This window comes from Mesorhizobium sp. M8A.F.Ca.ET.161.01.1.1, from assembly GCF_004792105.1.
In the GTDB taxonomy this organism is placed as follows: domain Bacteria; phylum Pseudomonadota; class Alphaproteobacteria; order Rhizobiales; family Rhizobiaceae; genus Mesorhizobium.
Genome location: NZ_SRTD01000001.1, coordinates 120,359 through 137,322, shown reverse-complemented (window position 1 = coordinate 137,322; position 16,964 = coordinate 120,359). Strand labels below are relative to the sequence as shown.

Genomic DNA, 16,964 nt, shown 5'->3' with positions numbered 1-16,964 from the left:
TCCCTGACATGAAAAGTGACGGCGCCCGCGCCGTCACCTTCATGCAGCCTGATGTCAGTCGACGATGCAGCCGCAATCTGCCATCGAGGCCGGTATCTCGATGCCGAACGCGGCCATCGCCTTGCGGGAAATCGTTGCCATGTGATCCTTGTAGGCCGGGCGCGACGGCGCGATCGTCTTGGGATCCTTGCCCTTGAGTATCTCTGCGGCGATGTCGCCGGCGTTGATGCCAACCTGCGTGTAATTGACCGCGAAGCTCGCCGGCACAGTGCCGTTGCGGACCGCGCTGTCATCGGAGTTGACGACCGGGATACCGGCCTGGCGGGCGGCGGCGGAGACAGCGGCGATCGCCGGCTGGATCAGGTTCGAGGCCGGGCCGTAGATGACGTCGGCCTTGCCGGCGAGCGAAGCGATACGTTGCTGGATGTCATTGACGTTGTCGATGCCGACCTCCACCACCTCGAAGCCAGCGGCGGGCGCCGCCGCCTTGATCTTTTCGACCAAGGCAACGTCATTGGCCTCGCCCGGATTGTAAGGCACGCCGAAGCGCTTGGCGTTCGGCAGCAGCTTCTTGGTGAAGGCCATCACCGCGGCGACGTCCTGCAGATCGCTGGCGCCGGTCATGCCTTCGTCACCTGAATCCCACGACGGCACCAGCTTGGCCGCCACTGGATCGGTGACCGCGGCAAAGACGATTGGAATGCCGGAACCGGCGAGCGCCTTCTTGGCGATCTGCGAGACCGGCGTGGTGATGGTGTAGATCAGCTTGGGCTGCTCCGCCTGCAGCTTGGCGATCATCTGCGGCACCAGCGATGCATCGAAATTGGTATGGCTTTCCGTATAGACGACGTCCTTGCCCTCGACGAAGCCATTGTCCGTCAGCGCCTTCTTGAAGCCGGCTATGGCGGCATTGAGCTGGGGGTGCTCGCCGAAGTTGGCAATGCCGATGCGTATCTGGTCGGCGGCGGCACTGCCGGCGCTCACCATCAACGCGCTAGCCAGGAACAAACCCGACAACCAAGCGGATTTCGACTTCAACATCATTTCCTCCCAGATTTGATCACCGCCGCTTGCAGCGCGGCTACTGCAAACGATCATGGTCAGTCCGCCGGCTTGTGTCAAACATTATATATAATTCTTGCCATGCCCCTACATCATATATAATTTTCCCTGCCAGACGACGGATGGACCGCGATGCAGGATCAAACGAGCTCCACAAAGACGGAGGCAGCCTATCAGCTGTTGCGGCGCGATATCCTGACCACGCGCCTCATGCCCGGCGCCCCGCTCAAACTGAGTGCACTGCGCGGCACCTATGGAGTCGGCTGGACGCCATTGCGCGAAGCCTTGTCGCGGCTCGAGGCCGAACGCCTGGTCACCGCCATCAGCAATCGCGGTTTTGCCGTGGCTCCGGTGTCGCGGGCCGAACTGGAGGATCTGGCGCGCGCCAGGATGGTGGTCGAGATCCCCCTGTTCCTCGAATCGATGGAGAAAGGCGGCAAGGAATGGGAAGATGCCGTGGTCACAGCCCACTACCGGCTCTCCCGTTGCAAAACCGCGGTCGACGATCCCTCGGATGCGGCGGTCGACAAATGGGACGAGAATCACGAGGCTTTCCATGCGGCGCTGCTGAGTGCCGCCACATGCGATTGGCTGTTGCGTTTCCGCTCGACGATCTCGGATCAATTGCGCCGGCATCATCGCTTTCTTGGTCTGGCGCCGACATTGCGGGCCGCGGCCGGCCTCAAGGATGGCTACGAAGAGGCGATGGAGGCGCTGCGCGAAGCGATTGCGATCGAACACCATACCGCGATCATGGAAGCGGCACTCGATCGTGACGTCGAGCGGGCCAAGGCGCTGATGGTGGCCCATATCGGCTACACCCTGCACGTCTATGTCCACAGCGAAGACAGCGGCCCGACCAAATACGCCGCCCGCGCCGGCAGCTTGAAAGCCGGTTCGGGATGACTCCGGCGCTTCCGCGACATCTATTCGCACGCGTTGGTCGGAGTGGGGCCGGACGCCTGGGTCCATCGCTGCCCCGAAGCTGCCAGTCGTTGGCGTTTTGGTTTCGTTTCGTTCCGCGAATAACGGACCGATAAATTATACAATCCGCCCGGGGAAAGCCTTCCGAACGGCTGACGCCAAACTCGGGAGCGGATGGGCCACAGGCCATTAACCATAACGATTTCAATGGGCCTGCCGATGGCGGAAAAGGTCGGCTTCTGCCCGCCGTAGCGGACAAAAAACATCCGCAGCCTTAACAAATTCATTAAACTTTAAACGGTTGCGGAACACAACTGGAACAGATAGTGTTTGTTCTGGGTTTGTTTTTTCGATTCTGGTTCAGACCTTCGTTCAATGCCTTGGGGGCCGCCATGCTGACACGCAAGCAACATGAACTGCTGATGTTCATCCACGAACGGCTCAAGGAAAGCGGGATACCGCCCTCCTTCGACGAGATGAAGGAAGCGCTCGATCTTGCCTCCAAATCCGGGATTCATCGCCTGATCACGGCGCTGGAGGAACGCGGCTTCATTCGCCGGCTACCCAATCGGGCGCGCGCGCTGGAGGTGCTGCGGCTGCCGGATTCGATCGCGCCCGGCCTGAACGCGGCAAAGAAATTTTCGCCCAGCGTCATCCAGGGCAGCCTTGGTCAAAACAATCTTGGCCGCCAGCTCAAGCCGGCGACGGCGCCTTCGCGTCTGCCCGCGGCCGGCAATGACGACGATGTGGTTTCAGCCGTGTCCATCCCGGTCATGGGCCGTATCGCCGCCGGTGTGCCGATCGATGCCATCCAGCATCAGACGCATTCGATCTCGGTGCCGCCGGATATGATCATGGGCGGCGAGCACTATGCGCTGGAGGTCAAGGGTGACTCGATGATCGAGGCTGGTATCTTCGACGGCGACACGGTCATCATCCGCAATGCCAACACGGCAAGTCCGGGCGAAATCATCGTGGCGCTGGTCGACGAGGAGGAAGCGACGCTGAAGCGGTTCCGCCGTAAAGGCGCCTCGATCGCGCTCGAAGCCGCCAATCCAGCCTACGAAACGCGCATTTTCGGGCCGGACAGAGTCAAGGTACAAGGCAAGCTGGTCGGGCTGATCAGGCGCTACTGAGCCGGTTTGCCATCGGACTTGTCTGGCTTTTTATAGGGCGGCAGCCCCCTCGCCTCGCGTGAGAATTTTCGCTGCTCGTGCCAGGGCCGGTATGGTCCGTCGACAGCGAATTCGATCACAGCCGGGGTTGTGGCCGACTGGGGATCGAAGAAGACGGCAGCACTTCCCTTGCGGGCGAGCTGCCGTTTCGTGACGACGACAACCAGCGGATTGTGGCAGGCGTCATAGGCGGTCGCGTCATTGACGACGATCAGGTCGGCGAAGGCGCAGGCTTTCCAGGTGTTCTTGCGATCCTCGACATAGGCGACGATCGCGCCGGAAGGGTGCCTGGCAAGGCAAAGGCCTTCGCGGCAATAGAACGGCGATCCCTGCGGCAGGTCGGTGGGAGCGGCAATATCGAATTGCCCGTCCGCCTTGTCGAACATTTCCGGTTTGACGATTGTTTCGGAGACCAGAGCGCGTTTCCAGTTGTCGGCCGCGAATTCGTTCGGACGTTCCCGGTTGACGGCCAGTTCGCCATTGCCGATCGGCAGTGCGACCAGCCGTGCGTCTTCCGAGATCAGCACATCGGGCGTGCGTATGTCCGACACAGTCAACAGACCGGCAAGTGCGAATGGCAGTGCCGCGAGCCGCAGCCAGGTCGTCGCCATCGTCGCGATGACCAGCGCGACGGCCACCAGCAGCACGGATTGCTGCGAGATCAGACCTACCCCATCGATCGGCGAGCGCTCCGATATCCATGACGATACGGCGATCATCGCTGTCAGGCCTTTGCCCATCACGTAGAGAAACGGGCCGTCGGCGCCGAAGGGCATCGCCAGCGAACTGAGGACCGCAAAAGGCATGACGACCACCGACACGATCGGCATGACGGCCAGATTGGCGAACAGGCTGAGCGGCGATACGCGCTGGAAATGCCAGATGGCAAACAGCGCCGTCGCGCTGCCGGCAATGATGGAGGTCATGGCCAATCCACCTGTCGCCAGCAGGAATTTTCGCGTCAGGAACCCGGGTAGTGACCGCTTTGGCGACGGTGGCCTCGTCTTACCAGCGCGGTGGTCCGCCCAGCCGGCATAGGCGCCAACAAGGGCCGCGGTTGCCGCGAACGACATTTGGAAGCTCGGGCCGACGACCTCGTGCGGGGAAACCAGGATAACGGCGATCGCCGAGATGGCCAGGTTGCGCATGGTGAGCGCCGCGCGATCGAACAAGACGGCAATCAGCATCACCGCCAGCATGATGAAGCTGCGTTCGGCCGCAACGACGACACCGGAAATGACGAGATAGGCGGCGATCGAGAAAAGTGCGGCGGCGGCCGCATATTTCTTCACCGGCCGGCGCGCGGAAAAGTCTGGAAACAGCGCGAAGGCACCGCGCAACAGACCCATGATGGTGCCGGCGACCAGCGCCATATGCAGTCCCGAAATGGAAATGATGTGATAGATGCCGGTACGCCGCATCGCTTCGTTGATTTCATCGGGAATGCCGGCGCGCACGCCGACGATCAGCGCCGCCGCGATCTCGCCTTCGGCGCCGCCGATGCTGCCCCTGATGTGGTCGGCGATGGCTTCGCGGGCGTTTTCGATGCTTGAAAAAAGACGGGCTGGCAGCGACATCTCACCATCGTCGGTAGCGACAACCGTTGGATTGCCGAGAAAGAAGCCGCTGCCGCCGATGCCTGCGAAATAGCTGTCGAAGGAGAAGTCGTAGCTGTCCGGCCGCACCGGACCGGTCGGCGGCAGCAGTTTGGCGTAGCCTGTGATAAGCGAGCCAGCGGTCATTTCCGGCGGTATCTTGCGTGCCGAAAGCCGGACCCTTTCCGGCGCATAGCGCAATTTCGGCCGGGCGGTCGAAATCACGTCCATGGTCAACCGGATACGGCCGCTCTCCATCTCCTCGAGCGAGACCACGCGGCCGGTCAATTGAGTCGAGATTTCCGAACCCAGCATCCGGGTTCCTGCTCGCCATGTTTCGACCTTCGCCGCGAGCAGGCCCAGCGCGCACAACAGCACTGCCATGAAACACAGATGGGTTTTCGGCCAGGAACGCGAGACGAATGCACAGGTCGCCGCCAGCACCATGACCGCGACAGGCTTTGCAAAATCGGGCTCGGTCGCCAGCGAAAAGTAGCCGATCGCCCCAACCGCCAGGCAGACCGGCACCAGCAGGAAGGCGATGCCCCGGTCAAGTTCCAGCTCCGCCGCCTTGGCCAAGCCGTGGCGCAGGCGAAGCAAGGATATCCGGCCGATTTTCCGGCGCGCGCGCACGATCCTGCGTGCGGCAGGAGACGGAGTTGGCGCCGGCAAGCCCGCTTGCAACGGCTGGGTTGCGGGCGCAGCCACGAGCGGCGATGGCAGCGGGATCGCCGGAGGCGTCGCAAACAAGGACCGTTCGCTGACGCCGACAATGGCGCCCTCGCCCCGATCCGAGCCCCGGCCTCGTCCAGTCATCGGGTCTGCCCCTTGCGCCCTCGACACCCTATGCTACATGAACGCGCGAAGCGCGAAAGTCCGCGCCCTCCGCACCCAGCTTCAGACGTTTTCCGAGAGTTCCATGTCCGACAAGGTCATCACCCGTTTTGCCCCCTCGCCGACCGGCTATCTGCACATCGGCGGCGCGCGCACGGCACTGTTCAACTGGCTCTATGCCAAGCATACCGGCGGTACGATGCTGCTGCGCATCGAGGACACCGATCGGGAGCGTTCGACCGATGCGGCCACATCAGCCATTCTCGACGGCCTGACCTGGCTCGGCCTGTCATGGGACGGCGATGCGGTTTCCCAGTTCGAGCGGGCGCCGCGCCATCGTGAGGTGGCCGAGGAACTGGTGCGGCTGGGCAAGGCCTATTACAGCTACGAGACCTCAGCCGAGCTCGAGGCGATGCGCGAGGCAGCACGCGCCAAGGGCCTGCCGCCACGCTATAACGGCCACTGGCGTGAGCGCGATCCGTCGGAGGCACCCGCCGGCGTCAGGGGCGCCATCCGCATCAAGGCACCGACCGAGGGCGAGACGGTGGTGCAGGACCGGGTCCAGGGCGAGGTGCGCTTCCCCAACAAGGATCTCGACGACTTCATCATCCTGCGTTCGGACGGCAACCCGACCTACATGCACGCCGTCGTCGTCGACGATCACGACATGGGCGTCACCCACATCATCCGTGGCGATGATCACCTGACCAACGCCGCCCGCCAGACCGTGATCTACAACGCCATGGGCTGGGAGGTGCCTTCGATGTCGCATATCCCGCTGATCCATGGCGCCGACGGCGCCAAGCTGTCGAAGCGCCACGGCGCGCTTGGTGTCGAGGCCTATCGCGCCATGGGCTATCTGCCGGAGGCCCTGCTCAATTACCTGGCGCGTCTCGGCTGGAGCCATGGCGACGACGAGATCATGTCGATCAAGGATATGATCTCGTGGTTTGACATCGGCGACGTCAACAAGGGCGCGGCGCGCTTCGATTTCGCCAAGCTCGAGGCGTTGAACGGCGTCCATATGCGCCGCATGGCCGATTCCGAATTGTTCGACATTTTCATCGCCACCTTGCCTTATCTGGAGGGCGGCCCGGCGATGGCGGCGCGCCTCGACAAGAAGAACAAGGCGCAGTTGCTGGCAGCCCTTCCGGGCCTGAAGGAGCGCGCCAAGACGCTGGTCGAGCTCGTCGACGGCGCTGCCTTCCTGTTTGCCGCGCGGCCGCTGCCGATCGACGACAAGGCCGCGCTCCTGCTCAATGACGATGCCCGCAAGATCCTGCGCGGCGCTCACGAAGCTTTGAAGTCGCTGTCGGGTGAGTGGACGGCGGCCACGGCCGAGGCCGCTATCCGCGACTATGCCCTGGCTGGCGGCCACAAGCTTGGTGCCGTGGCCCAGCCGTTGCGGGCTGCTTTGACCGGCAAAAGCACCTCGCCGGGCGTATTCGACGTGCTGGCCGTGCTGGGGCGTGAGGAAAGCCTGGCCCGCATAGCGGATCAAATCGATTAGGAGCAAACTGGCCCAAGAAGATTGGCATTGAAAGGCGCGTTTCGCAGTGCAACATTATGTCTTGGCCCAATCTGGCACGCACCTCCTAGAATGCGGTGGCGAAGGCGCGCATTGCGGTGATTTCGACGTGTCGCTCTGCGGAATTTGCCTTTGCCGGCATGAGGAAACAAGAAGGAGTTTGCAATGACCGAAGCTGCGAAAAAACTGGATGTGGGCGGCCAAGAGGCCACGGCAACGCTCGAATTCGCCGGCAAGACCCACGAATTCAAGGTGCGAAGCGGCTCGGTCGGACCTGACGTCATCGACATCGCCTCGCTCTACAGCACTACCGGCGCCTTCACCTATGACCCCGGCTTCACCTCGACGGCAAGCTGCGAGTCGGAGATCACCTTCATCGATGGTGATGCCGGCATCCTCCTGCACCGCGGCTACCCGATCGACCAATTGGCCGAACATGGCGACTTCCTCGAGGTCTGCTATCTCCTGCTCTACGGCGAACTGCCCACCAAGGCGCAGAAGGACGATTTCGATTACCGCGTGACGCGCCACACCATGGTGCACGAGCAGATGTCGCGCTTCTTCACCGGCTTCCGCCGCGACGCGCACCCGATGGCGGTGATGTGCGGCGTGGTTGGCGCGCTGTCGGCCTTCTATCACGACTCGACCGACATCTCCGACCCGTACCAGCGCATGGTTGCGTCCATGCGCCTGATCGCCAAAATGCCGACGATCGCGGCCATGGCTTACAAGTACCACATCGGCCAGCCGTTTATTTATCCGAAGAACGATCTCGGTTTCGCGGCAAACTTCCTGCATATGTGCTTTGCCGTGCCGTGCGAGGAATACAAGATCAACCCGGTGCTGGCGCGCGCCATGGAGCGCATCTTCATCCTGCACGCCGACCACGAGCAGAACGCTTCGACCTCGACCGTTCGTCTCGCCGGCTCTTCGGGCGCCAACCCCTTCGCCTGCATCGCCGCCGGGATCGCTTGCTTGTGGGGCCCGGCCCATGGCGGCGCCAACGAAGCGGCGCTCAACATGCTGGGCGAGATCGGCCATGTCGATCATATCCCGGAATTCATCGCCCGTGCCAAGGACAAGAACGATCCGTTCCGGTTGATGGGCTTTGGCCACCGCGTCTACAAGAACTACGATCCGCGTGCCAAGATCATGCAGAAGACGGCGCATGAGGTCCTGGGCGAGCTCGGCATCAAGGATGATCCGCTGCTCGACATCGCCATGGAGCTGGAAAAGATCGCGCTGACCGATCCCTATTTCATCGAGAAGAAGCTCTATCCGAACGTCGACTTCTACTCCGGTATCACGCTGAAGGCGCTGGGCTTCCCCACCACCATGTTCACCGTGCTGTTCGCGGTCGCCCGCACGGTCGGTTGGATCGCGCAGTGGAAGGAAATGATCGAGGATCCGCGCCAGAAGATCGGTCGCCCGCGCCAGCTCTACACCGGCGCGCCGGAGCGCGACTACGTACCGATTGCGAAGAGATGAGGCAATAGGGATTGGGCAGTAGGGAATAGGCCTGCCCACTGCCTACTGCTTGCTCTTGATGCACCCCATCACCACCTCCGCAGCGATATCGCCGGAGGGCCTGTCGGTCGCCATGCGCCTTGCCACTTCCGCAAAGCCGTCCTTCTGCCAGGCTCGGTAGCCGGTGTCTGAAAACAGCGCCTCGAGCTGCCGCGCCAGATAGCGCGGCCGCACATATTGGTTGTAGTGCTCCGGCACCACGATCTGGTCGGCAATCAGATTGGGCAGGGCCGCACTCCACACCGTGACCAGCCCCTGGACCATGCGCATCACCGGATCGAGCCGGTAGCACGAGATCATCGGCACACCGGACAGCGCCAGTTCCAACGACACTGTTCCCGAGGCGATCAGTGCCGCATCGGCTTTGCCGAAGGCCTGCCATTTGCGCTCAGGCTCAAGGATGATCTCAGGCTTTTCATCCCAGCGAGCAACCGATGTTTTGATCAGGTCAGCGACATGCGGCACCGTCGGCAACAGCAGGCGCAAGCGATGTCCGCGCGCCCGCAATGCCGAGACCGTCTCACCAAACGGACCAATAAGCCGGCTCGCTTCGCCGCGCCGCGATCCCGGCAGGACGAGCAGCGTCTTGACACGATCGCCCGAGAGATCGCGCGGCTGGCCTTGCGCCTTGGCCGCGCCAAGTACGCCGGGATCATGCGTCAGGCGATGTCCGACATAGGTGCCGGGCGGGCCACCGAGGCGGCTGAGTTCCTTCACTTCGAAAGGCAGGATGCACAGTATGTGGTCGACGTAGGGCTTCATCGCCGCCGCCCTGCCCGGCCGCCACGCCCAGACGCTCGGGCAGACATAGTGGACGATCGGGATGTTCGGATCGGCGGCTCGAACCTTTTTGGCGACGCGCAGCGAAAAGTCAGGGCTGTCGATGGTGATGAGGCAGTCGGGCTTTTCAGCGGCGACGGCACTTGCCGTCTGGCTGATCCGCCGCATCAGGCGCGGCAGGTCGCGCAGGATGGCGCTGAGCCCCATCAGTGCGATCTCTGATCCGTCGAACAGCGGCGCCAGCCCAAGCGCCCGCAGATGCCGCCCGCCAATGCCGACGAGGCGCACCTCGCGCCCGGTCATGCGTTTCAGGGCCTGGACGATGTCGGCGCCAAGCAGGTCGCCGGATTCTTCGCCGGCGACGATCGCGATCTTCAGCGGCTTCTCAGCTGCCATGGGCAGGCCCCGCGGCCGGCAGGCCGATCACGAACAGACCGAGCGCATTGGCGCGCGCAACGACAGTCGGCCCTTCGAGGATCAACGAGCGGCCGGCTTCGACGGCAATGCCGGCAAGGCCGGCTTCATGCGCCGCCTCGACCGTTTGCGGGCCGATAGAGGGAAGATCGGCGCGCAGTTCCTGGCCGGGCTTGGCGCATTTAACCAGGACGCCGCGCGTTTTGCCGGCGAGCCTGCCATGGCCACGCAGTTGCTGCGTCCGCTCGAGCAGACCGCCGGTGCCCTCGATGCCTTCCAGGGCAATGACGCGACCGCCGATCGCAATAGCGGCCTGGCCGATGTCGAGCGCGCCGATGGCCTTTGCCGCCGCATGCGCCGCCTCGATGTCGCGCCAGTCCGACTTTCGCGGCACTGCCTTGGTCAGCGGCCCCTCAGTCGCGACAAGTTTCGGCACGACTTCGTGCGCGCCGACGACCTTGATGCCGCGCGCCTCCAGGCCTCGGGTCAATATCTTCAACAGGCCGTCATCGCCGCGCGCAAGCGCCATGGCGGCGGAGGATATCACAGCCAGCAGGCCGAAGCTCGGGCGCATGTCGATCAGACGCGGCCTGCGCCTGATCTCGCCGGCAAGCACGAGATGGCTGATCCGCCGGCGCCTCAGCAAGGCAGCCAGCGAGCCGATGTCTTCCAGGGCAAGGCTTTCATGCTCATAGACCGTGAGCTCGGACTGACGGTCGGCCTGGCCTTCGACCAAGATGATGACGGGCGGATGTCCGCCCTCCGCCAGCCCTTCGGCGACTTCGACCGGCAGGCTGCCGCCGCCGGCAATGATGCCGACCCTGGCGCCCGGCGCGAGAACGAAGCCTGCCGAGCTGGCCTCAGCCTTCGTCATCGGTGACGTCGCCATCGCCGCCCTTTAGCGATGGCACCGCATAGTGCCGCTTGCCGCGACTGGTGATGAAATCGATGATCTTCATTGCAGTCGGTGACGAGGCGAACTCGGCCTTGGCGAACTCGATATTCTCACCGACGGTGCGGGAGCGGTCGAAGATCGTCTTGTAGGCCTTGCGCAGCAGATAGATTTCGGAACGCGGCAAACCGGCGCGCTTGAGGCCGATGATGTTCAAGCCGCGCAAGCTGGCGCGGTTGCCGACCGCGATGGCATAGGGAATGACATCACCAACAAAAGCCGAGCACCCGCCAAGAAAGGCGTTGTCGCCAACGCGCACAAATTGATGGACGGCGCTGAGGCCGCCAATATAGACGTTGTCACCGATTTCGCAGTGTCCGCCCAGCGTCGCGCCGTTGGCGAAGGTGGCGTTCTTGCCGACGGCGCAATCATGGGCGATATGGGCGTAGGCAAGGAAATTGCCATTGTCGCCCACCGTCGTTTCGCCGCGGCTGGTGTCGGTGCCGACATGCATGGTCACGCCTTCGCGGATGGTGCAGTTGGCGCCGATGACGAGTGTGGTGCGGCCGCCCTTGTGCTTGGTGTTCTGCGGCGGTGCGCCCAAGATCGCCATCGGATAGACCTTGGTCGACGCCCCGATAGTGGTCGCGCCCATCACCGAGACATGGCTGACCAGTTCGACACCGTCGCCGATCACGGCATCGGCGCTGACATGGCAGAACGGCCCAATGCGCACACCCTGGCCGATCTGGGCGCCTCCTTCGACGACGGAGGAAGGATGGATTGACGTCTTGATTTTCATAGGCACTCGATCGTCAGTCGCCGGTGACCATCATGGCTGAAATCTCGGCCTCGGCCGCCTTGGTACCTTCGACCAGGGCTTCGCAGGCGAATTTGAGCAGGTTGCCGCGCTTCTTGATTTTCTTGACATGGATCTTCAACTGGTCGCCGGGAACGACCGGTTTGCGGAATTTTGCGTTGTCGATGGTCAGGAAATAGACCAGCGACGGTTTCGACGCCCCGAGGCTGCGAATGCAGATGGCGCCGGCCGTCTGCGCCATGGCCTCAACGATGAGCACGCCCGGCATCACCGGCTGCTCCGGGAAATGCCCCTGAAAATGCGGCTCGTTTATGGTCACGTTCTTGATGCCGATAGCGGAGTCGTCACCATCGATGTCCACGATGCGGTCGATCATGAGGAAGGGGTAACGGTGCGGCAGGAGCTTCATCAGCCCCAATATGTCAACCGCTTCCAGCGTTGTCGCCGCCACCATGTCAGCCATTGTCCTTGCCCTGCTTGCGTGCTCTGGCCATCGTGCGCAACATGGCTATCTCTCGCATGGCTTCCGCCATCGGCTGTGCCGGATAGCCACCCCATATCTCGCCGGCGGGAACATTGCTCATAAATCCACTTCTGGCGGCAAGCTTGGCACCTGTACCAATCGTCAGATGATCCGCAAGCCCGACGCCGCCGCCCATAGTGACATTGTCACCCACCACCACGGAACCGGAAATACCCGAAAGCCCGGCCACTATGCAATTGCGACCGATGCGGACGTTATGGGCGATCTGCACGAGATTGTCGATCTTTGTGCCTTGCCCAATGATCGTATCGGACATCGCGCCGCGATCGACTGTGGAATTGGAGCCGATCTCGACATCATCCTGGATGACGACGCGTCCGATTTGCGGGACCCGTTCCGGGCCCTTGGCGCCGCCGACAAAGCCAAAGCCGTCCTGGCCGATCCTGGCCCCACCATGGATGATGACCCGATTGCCGATCAGTGCGTACTGGATGCTGGCGCCCGGGCCGACATATCCGTCACGGCCGATCTGGCAGGACTGTCCGATGACGGCGTTCGGCGCAATGACGGTGCCGCTGCCGATCGAGACGCCAGGCCCGACGACGGCGCCGGCCTCGATGACGACGCCGGCTTCGACATGCGCGGTCGGGTCGACATGGGCATGCGGCGAAACGCCGGTTTCGCCAGTCATCGGCCCCGGCGTGGCGGCTGTCGGGAACAGCAGGCGCCCAACCAGCGCGAAAGCCTGTTGCGGCCGCGGATGGATCAGGACGGCGATGCCGGCAGGCGCCTTGTTCGCGAATTCCGCCGGACACAGCACCGCAGCCGCCCGCAGCGACGGCATCAGCGCGGAATTACGCCTGCCATCGACGAAGACGAGCGCGTTGACGCCGCCTTCACTGGCTGGCGCCAACGCTTCGATCGAAACGTCGGATTGGCCCGAATCGACAAGCACCGAGCCAGTCAGATTCGCGACTTCGGCCGCCGTATACCGGCGTGATGGCGCGAAGAACACCGGATCGGTCATTCCAGAAGCTATATCCAGCTAGGTCGGAACATTTCTCCCGGATCCAAAACCCGGGAGCATCGTTGGCCGCCGATCAGAAGCGGGTCGATATGCCGAAGTTGAATTCCTGCACGTCGTCGCTCGCCTCTTTCCTGACCGGGATCGCATAGTCGATACGGATCGGGCCGAAGGGCGAGGCCCACATCAGGCCGAGACCGACCGAGGCGCGCAACTTCATGCCGGTAGAATCTTGATCGACCAGCCCAGTCGCAAGCTTGCTGCCATAGAGCGTCGCCGCATCGGCGAACACCGCGCCACGCAAGCCGAAGCTCTCCGGAACAACCGGCAGCGGGAACTGGGCTTCGGCCGAAGCGTTGAAGTAGGTCGTGCCACCCAGGTGGTCGCCGCTGGTGTCGCTGGCAACCGGGCCGATACCACCATAGGCAAAGCCGCGGATCATGCGGTCGTTGCTCTGGAAGTGATCGAAGATGCGCAGGTCGCCGTTGCCATATCCCTCGACATGACCGGCCCCGCCCGAAAGGAGCCCGACAAGGTCAAGCTGTTCGGACAGCGTCTGATAGATGCTGCCCCGTCCGGTGATCTTCACGAATTTGGCATCGCCACCGAGACCCGCGACCTCCACGGTCGTGTTGGCGTAGATCCCCTCATGCGGGTTCTTCATGTCGTCGATCGTGTTGTAGACCAGCCCCAGGCTGACCGAAGACTTGATCCAGGGACTCTGCTCGATGCCGTCCAGAATGGCCTGTGAGATGTTACAGCTGCCGTCGGGATCTCCGATGGAGGTAGGACCGCAACTATCGTCGACCTTATATTTCTCCTGCGAGATATTATACGCCAACTGGGTCGTGATGCTGTTGGTGATCGGCAGCCCGAAGCGGATCGTCGCGCCGGTGGTGTCGCTGTCGTAGTTGTTGTTGTATTCCCGCGTCGACCTGTAGATGTCGAAACCGGCAGCGATGCGCCGCCCGAGAAAATAAGGCTCGGTGAACGACAGGCTGTAGTCACGCGAGTTCTTGCCGCCGCCGGCCGACAGCTTGATGAACTGGCCACGGCCGAGGAAGTTGCGCTCGGTGATCGATCCTTCGACCGACGGTCCGGCCGCGTCGCCACCGGTCGAATAGCCGGCGCCGATCGAGAACTCACCGGTCGACTTCTCGACCACGTCGACGACGAGCACAACTTGGTCAGGGGCCGAGCCAGGCACGGTCGAAATGTCGACTTTGTCAAAATAATTCAGGTCTTCCAGGCGCTTCTTCGCGCGCTGGATGAGCACCTGGTTGAACGCGTCGCCTTCGCTGACATCGAATTCGCGGCGGATGACATAGTCACGCGTACGATCGTTGCCGCGGATCTCGATGCGCTCGACATAGGCCTTGGTGCCCTGGTCCACCGTGTAGACAACCGAGATCGTGTGGTTCTCGAAGTTGCGGTCGCCGCGCGGCGTCACCTGCGCAAAGGCATAGCCGGAACCGGCTACCTTTTCCGTCAACGCGATGATCGAGTCTTCGACATCCTTGGCGTTGTAGACATCACCCTTGCGGGTTTCGACCACCGATTCCAGCGACTTGGAGTCCACTTCCGGGATCGTGCTTTCGACGCTGATGTCGCCGAAATTATAGCGATCGCCTTCCTGGACGGTGATGGTGACCGTGTATTTGTTGGTCGCATTGTCGAGTTCGCCGACGGCGGACACGACCTGGAAATCGGCATAGCCGTGATTGTAGTAGAAACGGCGCAGCAATTCCTGGTCGGCGCGCAGCTTGTCTTCGTCATAGACGTCATCGCGCAGGATGAACGAGACCCAGGATGAACGCTTGGTGTTGATCACGTCCGACAGGCGGCGGCTGGAATAGGCGCTGTTGCCGACGAAATTGATTGCCGCAATCTGCGTGCGATCGCCTTCGGTGACGTGGAAGACCACGTTCACGCGGTTGTCGCCGAGCTCCATGACCTGCGCGGTCACGCCGGCATCGTCACGGCCGATGCGCCTGTAAGCGGCCTTGACCGCCTCGACGTCCGAATCGAGCGTGGCCTGCGAGAACGTGCCGCGCGGCTTCAGCTGAACCGCTGCCTGAAGCGCGTTGTCCTTGAGCTTCTTGTTGCCCTGGAACAGCACCTGGTTGACGACCTTGTATTCCGAAACCTTGACCACCAGGGTCGAGCCGACCTGATTGATCTGGACATCCGAGAACAGGCCGGTGCCGAACAGCGCCTTGACCGCGGCGTCGACATCGGAGCTGGAGAAGGCCTTGCCCGGCTTGATGGTGATGTAATTGCGGATGGTATCGGCGTCGACACGCTGGTTGCCGCTCACCTCAACCCTGCTTACGACAGCGGCTTCGGCCGCCGATGTGGCAACGAACTGCACTGCGAACGCACCTGGTACGACCAGAGCGGCGGACAGTGCCGCCGCTGACGCGGCGTTTAGAAACTTGGATGCTGCCTTCATCGGGCTTAATAACCTTTTCTCGTAGTCCCCACGGCGAGAAAACCGGACGTGCGGTCATTTCCCCTACCGTATTAACCGGATTTTCCCTACACGCAAGGCTTCTGGTTAATTTGTATTTACTTAACCCTGTTGCGTGGCTTTCGCGTCACTCATATCCCCGTGCATGGTAAACGGCGTCTCAACATCGCCCATGCCCAGGCCAAATTCCTTCATGATTTCAGCACCCAAAGAGATCGTTCCAGAACACGAACCCCATGAAGCACAGCACCACAAGCAGACCAGCCCGATAGGCCATTTCCATCATCCGTTCCGACACTGGCCGGCGGATGACGGCCTCCACCCCGTAGAACAACAGATGGCCGCCGTCGAGGGGGGGAATCGGCAAAAGGTTTAGAATGCCTATCCCCACGGACAGCAGCGCGACAAGCTGCACCAGCCACTCGAAACCGAGTTTGGCAGCCTTGCCGGCCATGTCGGCGATCTTGACCGGGCCACCCAGCTGGCACTTGTCCTCGCGCCCGACAGCGAAGCGCTGCAGGAACTGTCCGGTGCGCTCGATGACATGGCCCGTTTCCTCAACCGCCGCCGCGACCGCCCCAACGGGGGTGTAGGTGATGAGACGGGGCTGGCCGAGTTCCTTGTTATTGACGACGCCGATCACCGCAACCTTGACCTTGTTGCCGAGCGCGTCCTCCTGCTCCATCAGCCGCGGCGACGCGGTCACCGTGACCTCCTTGCCGTTGCGCAGCATGACAAAGGTGATGGTGTCGCCGGCCCGGCCCGAAACCAGCCGCTGCACGTCTCCGAAAGTTTCGACCTTGCTACCGTCGACGCTGACGAATCGGTCGCCAGGCAAAATGCCGGCCTTGGCCGCCGGGCTGTCGGCGGTAACCTCCGCCACCATGGGCTCCGCGACATAACGCCCATAGGAGGCAAACAGCACGGAAAAGACCACGATCGCCAGCAGGAAGTTGAACAGCGGCCCGGCCGCCACCGTTGCCGCGCGCTTCCAGATCGCCTGGGTGTGGAAGGCAACCTTGCGTTCCTCGTCGGTCAGCGTTTCGAGCTCTTCCGATGTCGGCTGGCTGGAGGTGGCGCTCATGTCGCCGACAAACTTGACATAACCGCCGAGCGGTATGGCGCAAAGCTTCCAGCGCGTGCCATGCCTGTCGTTGAAGCCGATGAGCTCCGGACCGAAGCCGATAGAGAAGGCCTTGACCCCGATGCCGCACCAGCGGCCAACGAGGTAGTGGCCCATCTCGTGAACGAACACCACCACGGTGAGCACGAAGAGAAACGGCACGAGCGTGCCGAGAAAGAGGCCTTCGGTGCTGAAAATCGCGTGAAGAATCTCGTTCAACTCAGGCCCTCAAGTTCTTCCGCGGTCGCGGCGTGACTGTGACATCAATCCAGGCGAATCCAAGGCACGTCGGCGCCAGATCGTGGCATGACA

13 protein-coding genes are annotated in these 16,964 nt (G+C 62.4%); 4 read left to right on the top strand and 9 right to left on the bottom strand.

All coding sequences use genetic code 11. The features are described 5' to 3' along the window. Positions 1-54: 54 nt before the first annotated feature. Positions 55-1,041, bottom strand: coding sequence for an ABC transporter substrate-binding protein (locus tag EN804_RS00680; RefSeq protein ID WP_135918470.1), 987 nt, complete (start codon positions 1,039-1,041; stop codon positions 55-57). A gap of 153 nt (positions 1,042-1,194) precedes the next feature. Between EN804_RS00680 and EN804_RS00675 the strand changes: the two genes are divergently transcribed. Further along, entirely contained in the window at positions 1,195-1,968 is a 774-nt protein-coding gene (locus EN804_RS00675; protein WP_135918469.1) for a GntR family transcriptional regulator, read from the top strand. A gap of 410 nt (positions 1,969-2,378) precedes the next feature. After that, on the top strand, positions 2,379-3,122 hold the full coding sequence (gene lexA / locus EN804_RS00670; RefSeq protein ID WP_127280511.1) for a transcriptional repressor LexA: 744 nt from the start codon (positions 2,379-2,381) through the stop codon (positions 3,120-3,122). Here lexA and EN804_RS00665 read toward each other — a convergent pair. Further along, positions 3,116-5,572 (bottom strand): ComEC/Rec2 family competence protein, encoded by a 2,457-nt coding sequence (locus tag EN804_RS00665; RefSeq protein ID WP_135918468.1) that lies wholly within the window; start codon positions 5,570-5,572, stop codon positions 3,116-3,118. The two genes, lexA and EN804_RS00665, sit on opposite strands and share 7 nt — an antisense overlap. A gap of 103 nt (positions 5,573-5,675) precedes the next feature. Here EN804_RS00665 and gltX point away from each other — a divergent pair, with 103 nt between their 5' ends. Next, the gene (gene gltX / locus EN804_RS00660) at positions 5,676-7,100 is read left to right on the top strand and encodes a glutamate--tRNA ligase (protein ID WP_135918467.1); all 1,425 of its coding nucleotides are present in this window, start codon (positions 5,676-5,678) and stop codon (positions 7,098-7,100) included. 183 nt (positions 7,101-7,283) lie between these two features. After that, positions 7,284-8,606, top strand: coding sequence for a citrate synthase (gene gltA, locus EN804_RS00655; RefSeq protein ID WP_015317794.1), 1,323 nt, complete (start codon positions 7,284-7,286; stop codon positions 8,604-8,606). Between the two features lie 42 nt (positions 8,607-8,648). Here gltA and lpxB read toward each other — a convergent pair whose 3' ends face one another. The 7 genes from lpxB to rseP all read right to left on the bottom strand — a co-directional run bounded on the left by lpxB (position 8,649) and on the right by rseP (position 16,871). Continuing rightward, positions 8,649-9,821: a lipid-A-disaccharide synthase gene (lpxB, locus tag EN804_RS00650; protein ID WP_135918466.1), complete on the bottom strand. Its 1,173-nt coding sequence runs from the start codon at positions 9,819-9,821 to the stop codon at positions 8,649-8,651. Beyond that, positions 9,811-10,713, bottom strand: coding sequence for a UDP-2,3-diacylglucosamine diphosphatase LpxI (gene lpxI, locus EN804_RS00645; protein ID WP_245512046.1), 903 nt, complete (start codon positions 10,711-10,713; stop codon positions 9,811-9,813). Before lpxI ends, lpxB begins: the two co-directional genes overlap by 11 nt. Continuing rightward, positions 10,700-11,533 (bottom strand): acyl-ACP--UDP-N-acetylglucosamine O-acyltransferase, encoded by an 834-nt coding sequence (gene lpxA, locus EN804_RS00640; protein ID WP_135918465.1) that lies wholly within the window; start codon positions 11,531-11,533, stop codon positions 10,700-10,702. The genes lpxI and lpxA overlap by 14 nt, the downstream gene beginning before the upstream one ends. Before the next feature lie 13 nt (positions 11,534-11,546). Continuing rightward, positions 11,547-12,014 (bottom strand): 3-hydroxyacyl-ACP dehydratase FabZ, encoded by a 468-nt coding sequence (fabZ, locus tag EN804_RS00635; protein ID WP_015317790.1) that lies wholly within the window; start codon positions 12,012-12,014, stop codon positions 11,547-11,549. Beyond that, positions 12,007-13,062, bottom strand: a complete 1,056-nt coding sequence (gene lpxD / locus EN804_RS00630; protein WP_135918464.1) for a UDP-3-O-(3-hydroxymyristoyl)glucosamine N-acyltransferase — start codon at positions 13,060-13,062, stop codon at positions 12,007-12,009. Before lpxD ends, fabZ begins: the two co-directional genes overlap by 8 nt. 73 nt (positions 13,063-13,135) lie before the next feature. Further along, entirely contained in the window at positions 13,136-15,511 is a 2,376-nt protein-coding gene (gene bamA / locus EN804_RS00625; protein WP_127277855.1) for an outer membrane protein assembly factor BamA, read from the bottom strand. Positions 15,512-15,728: 217 nt separating this feature from the next. Further along, positions 15,729-16,871: an RIP metalloprotease RseP gene (rseP, locus tag EN804_RS00620; protein ID WP_127277854.1), complete on the bottom strand. Its 1,143-nt coding sequence runs from the start codon at positions 16,869-16,871 to the stop codon at positions 15,729-15,731. Positions 16,872-16,964 lie beyond the last annotated feature (93 nt).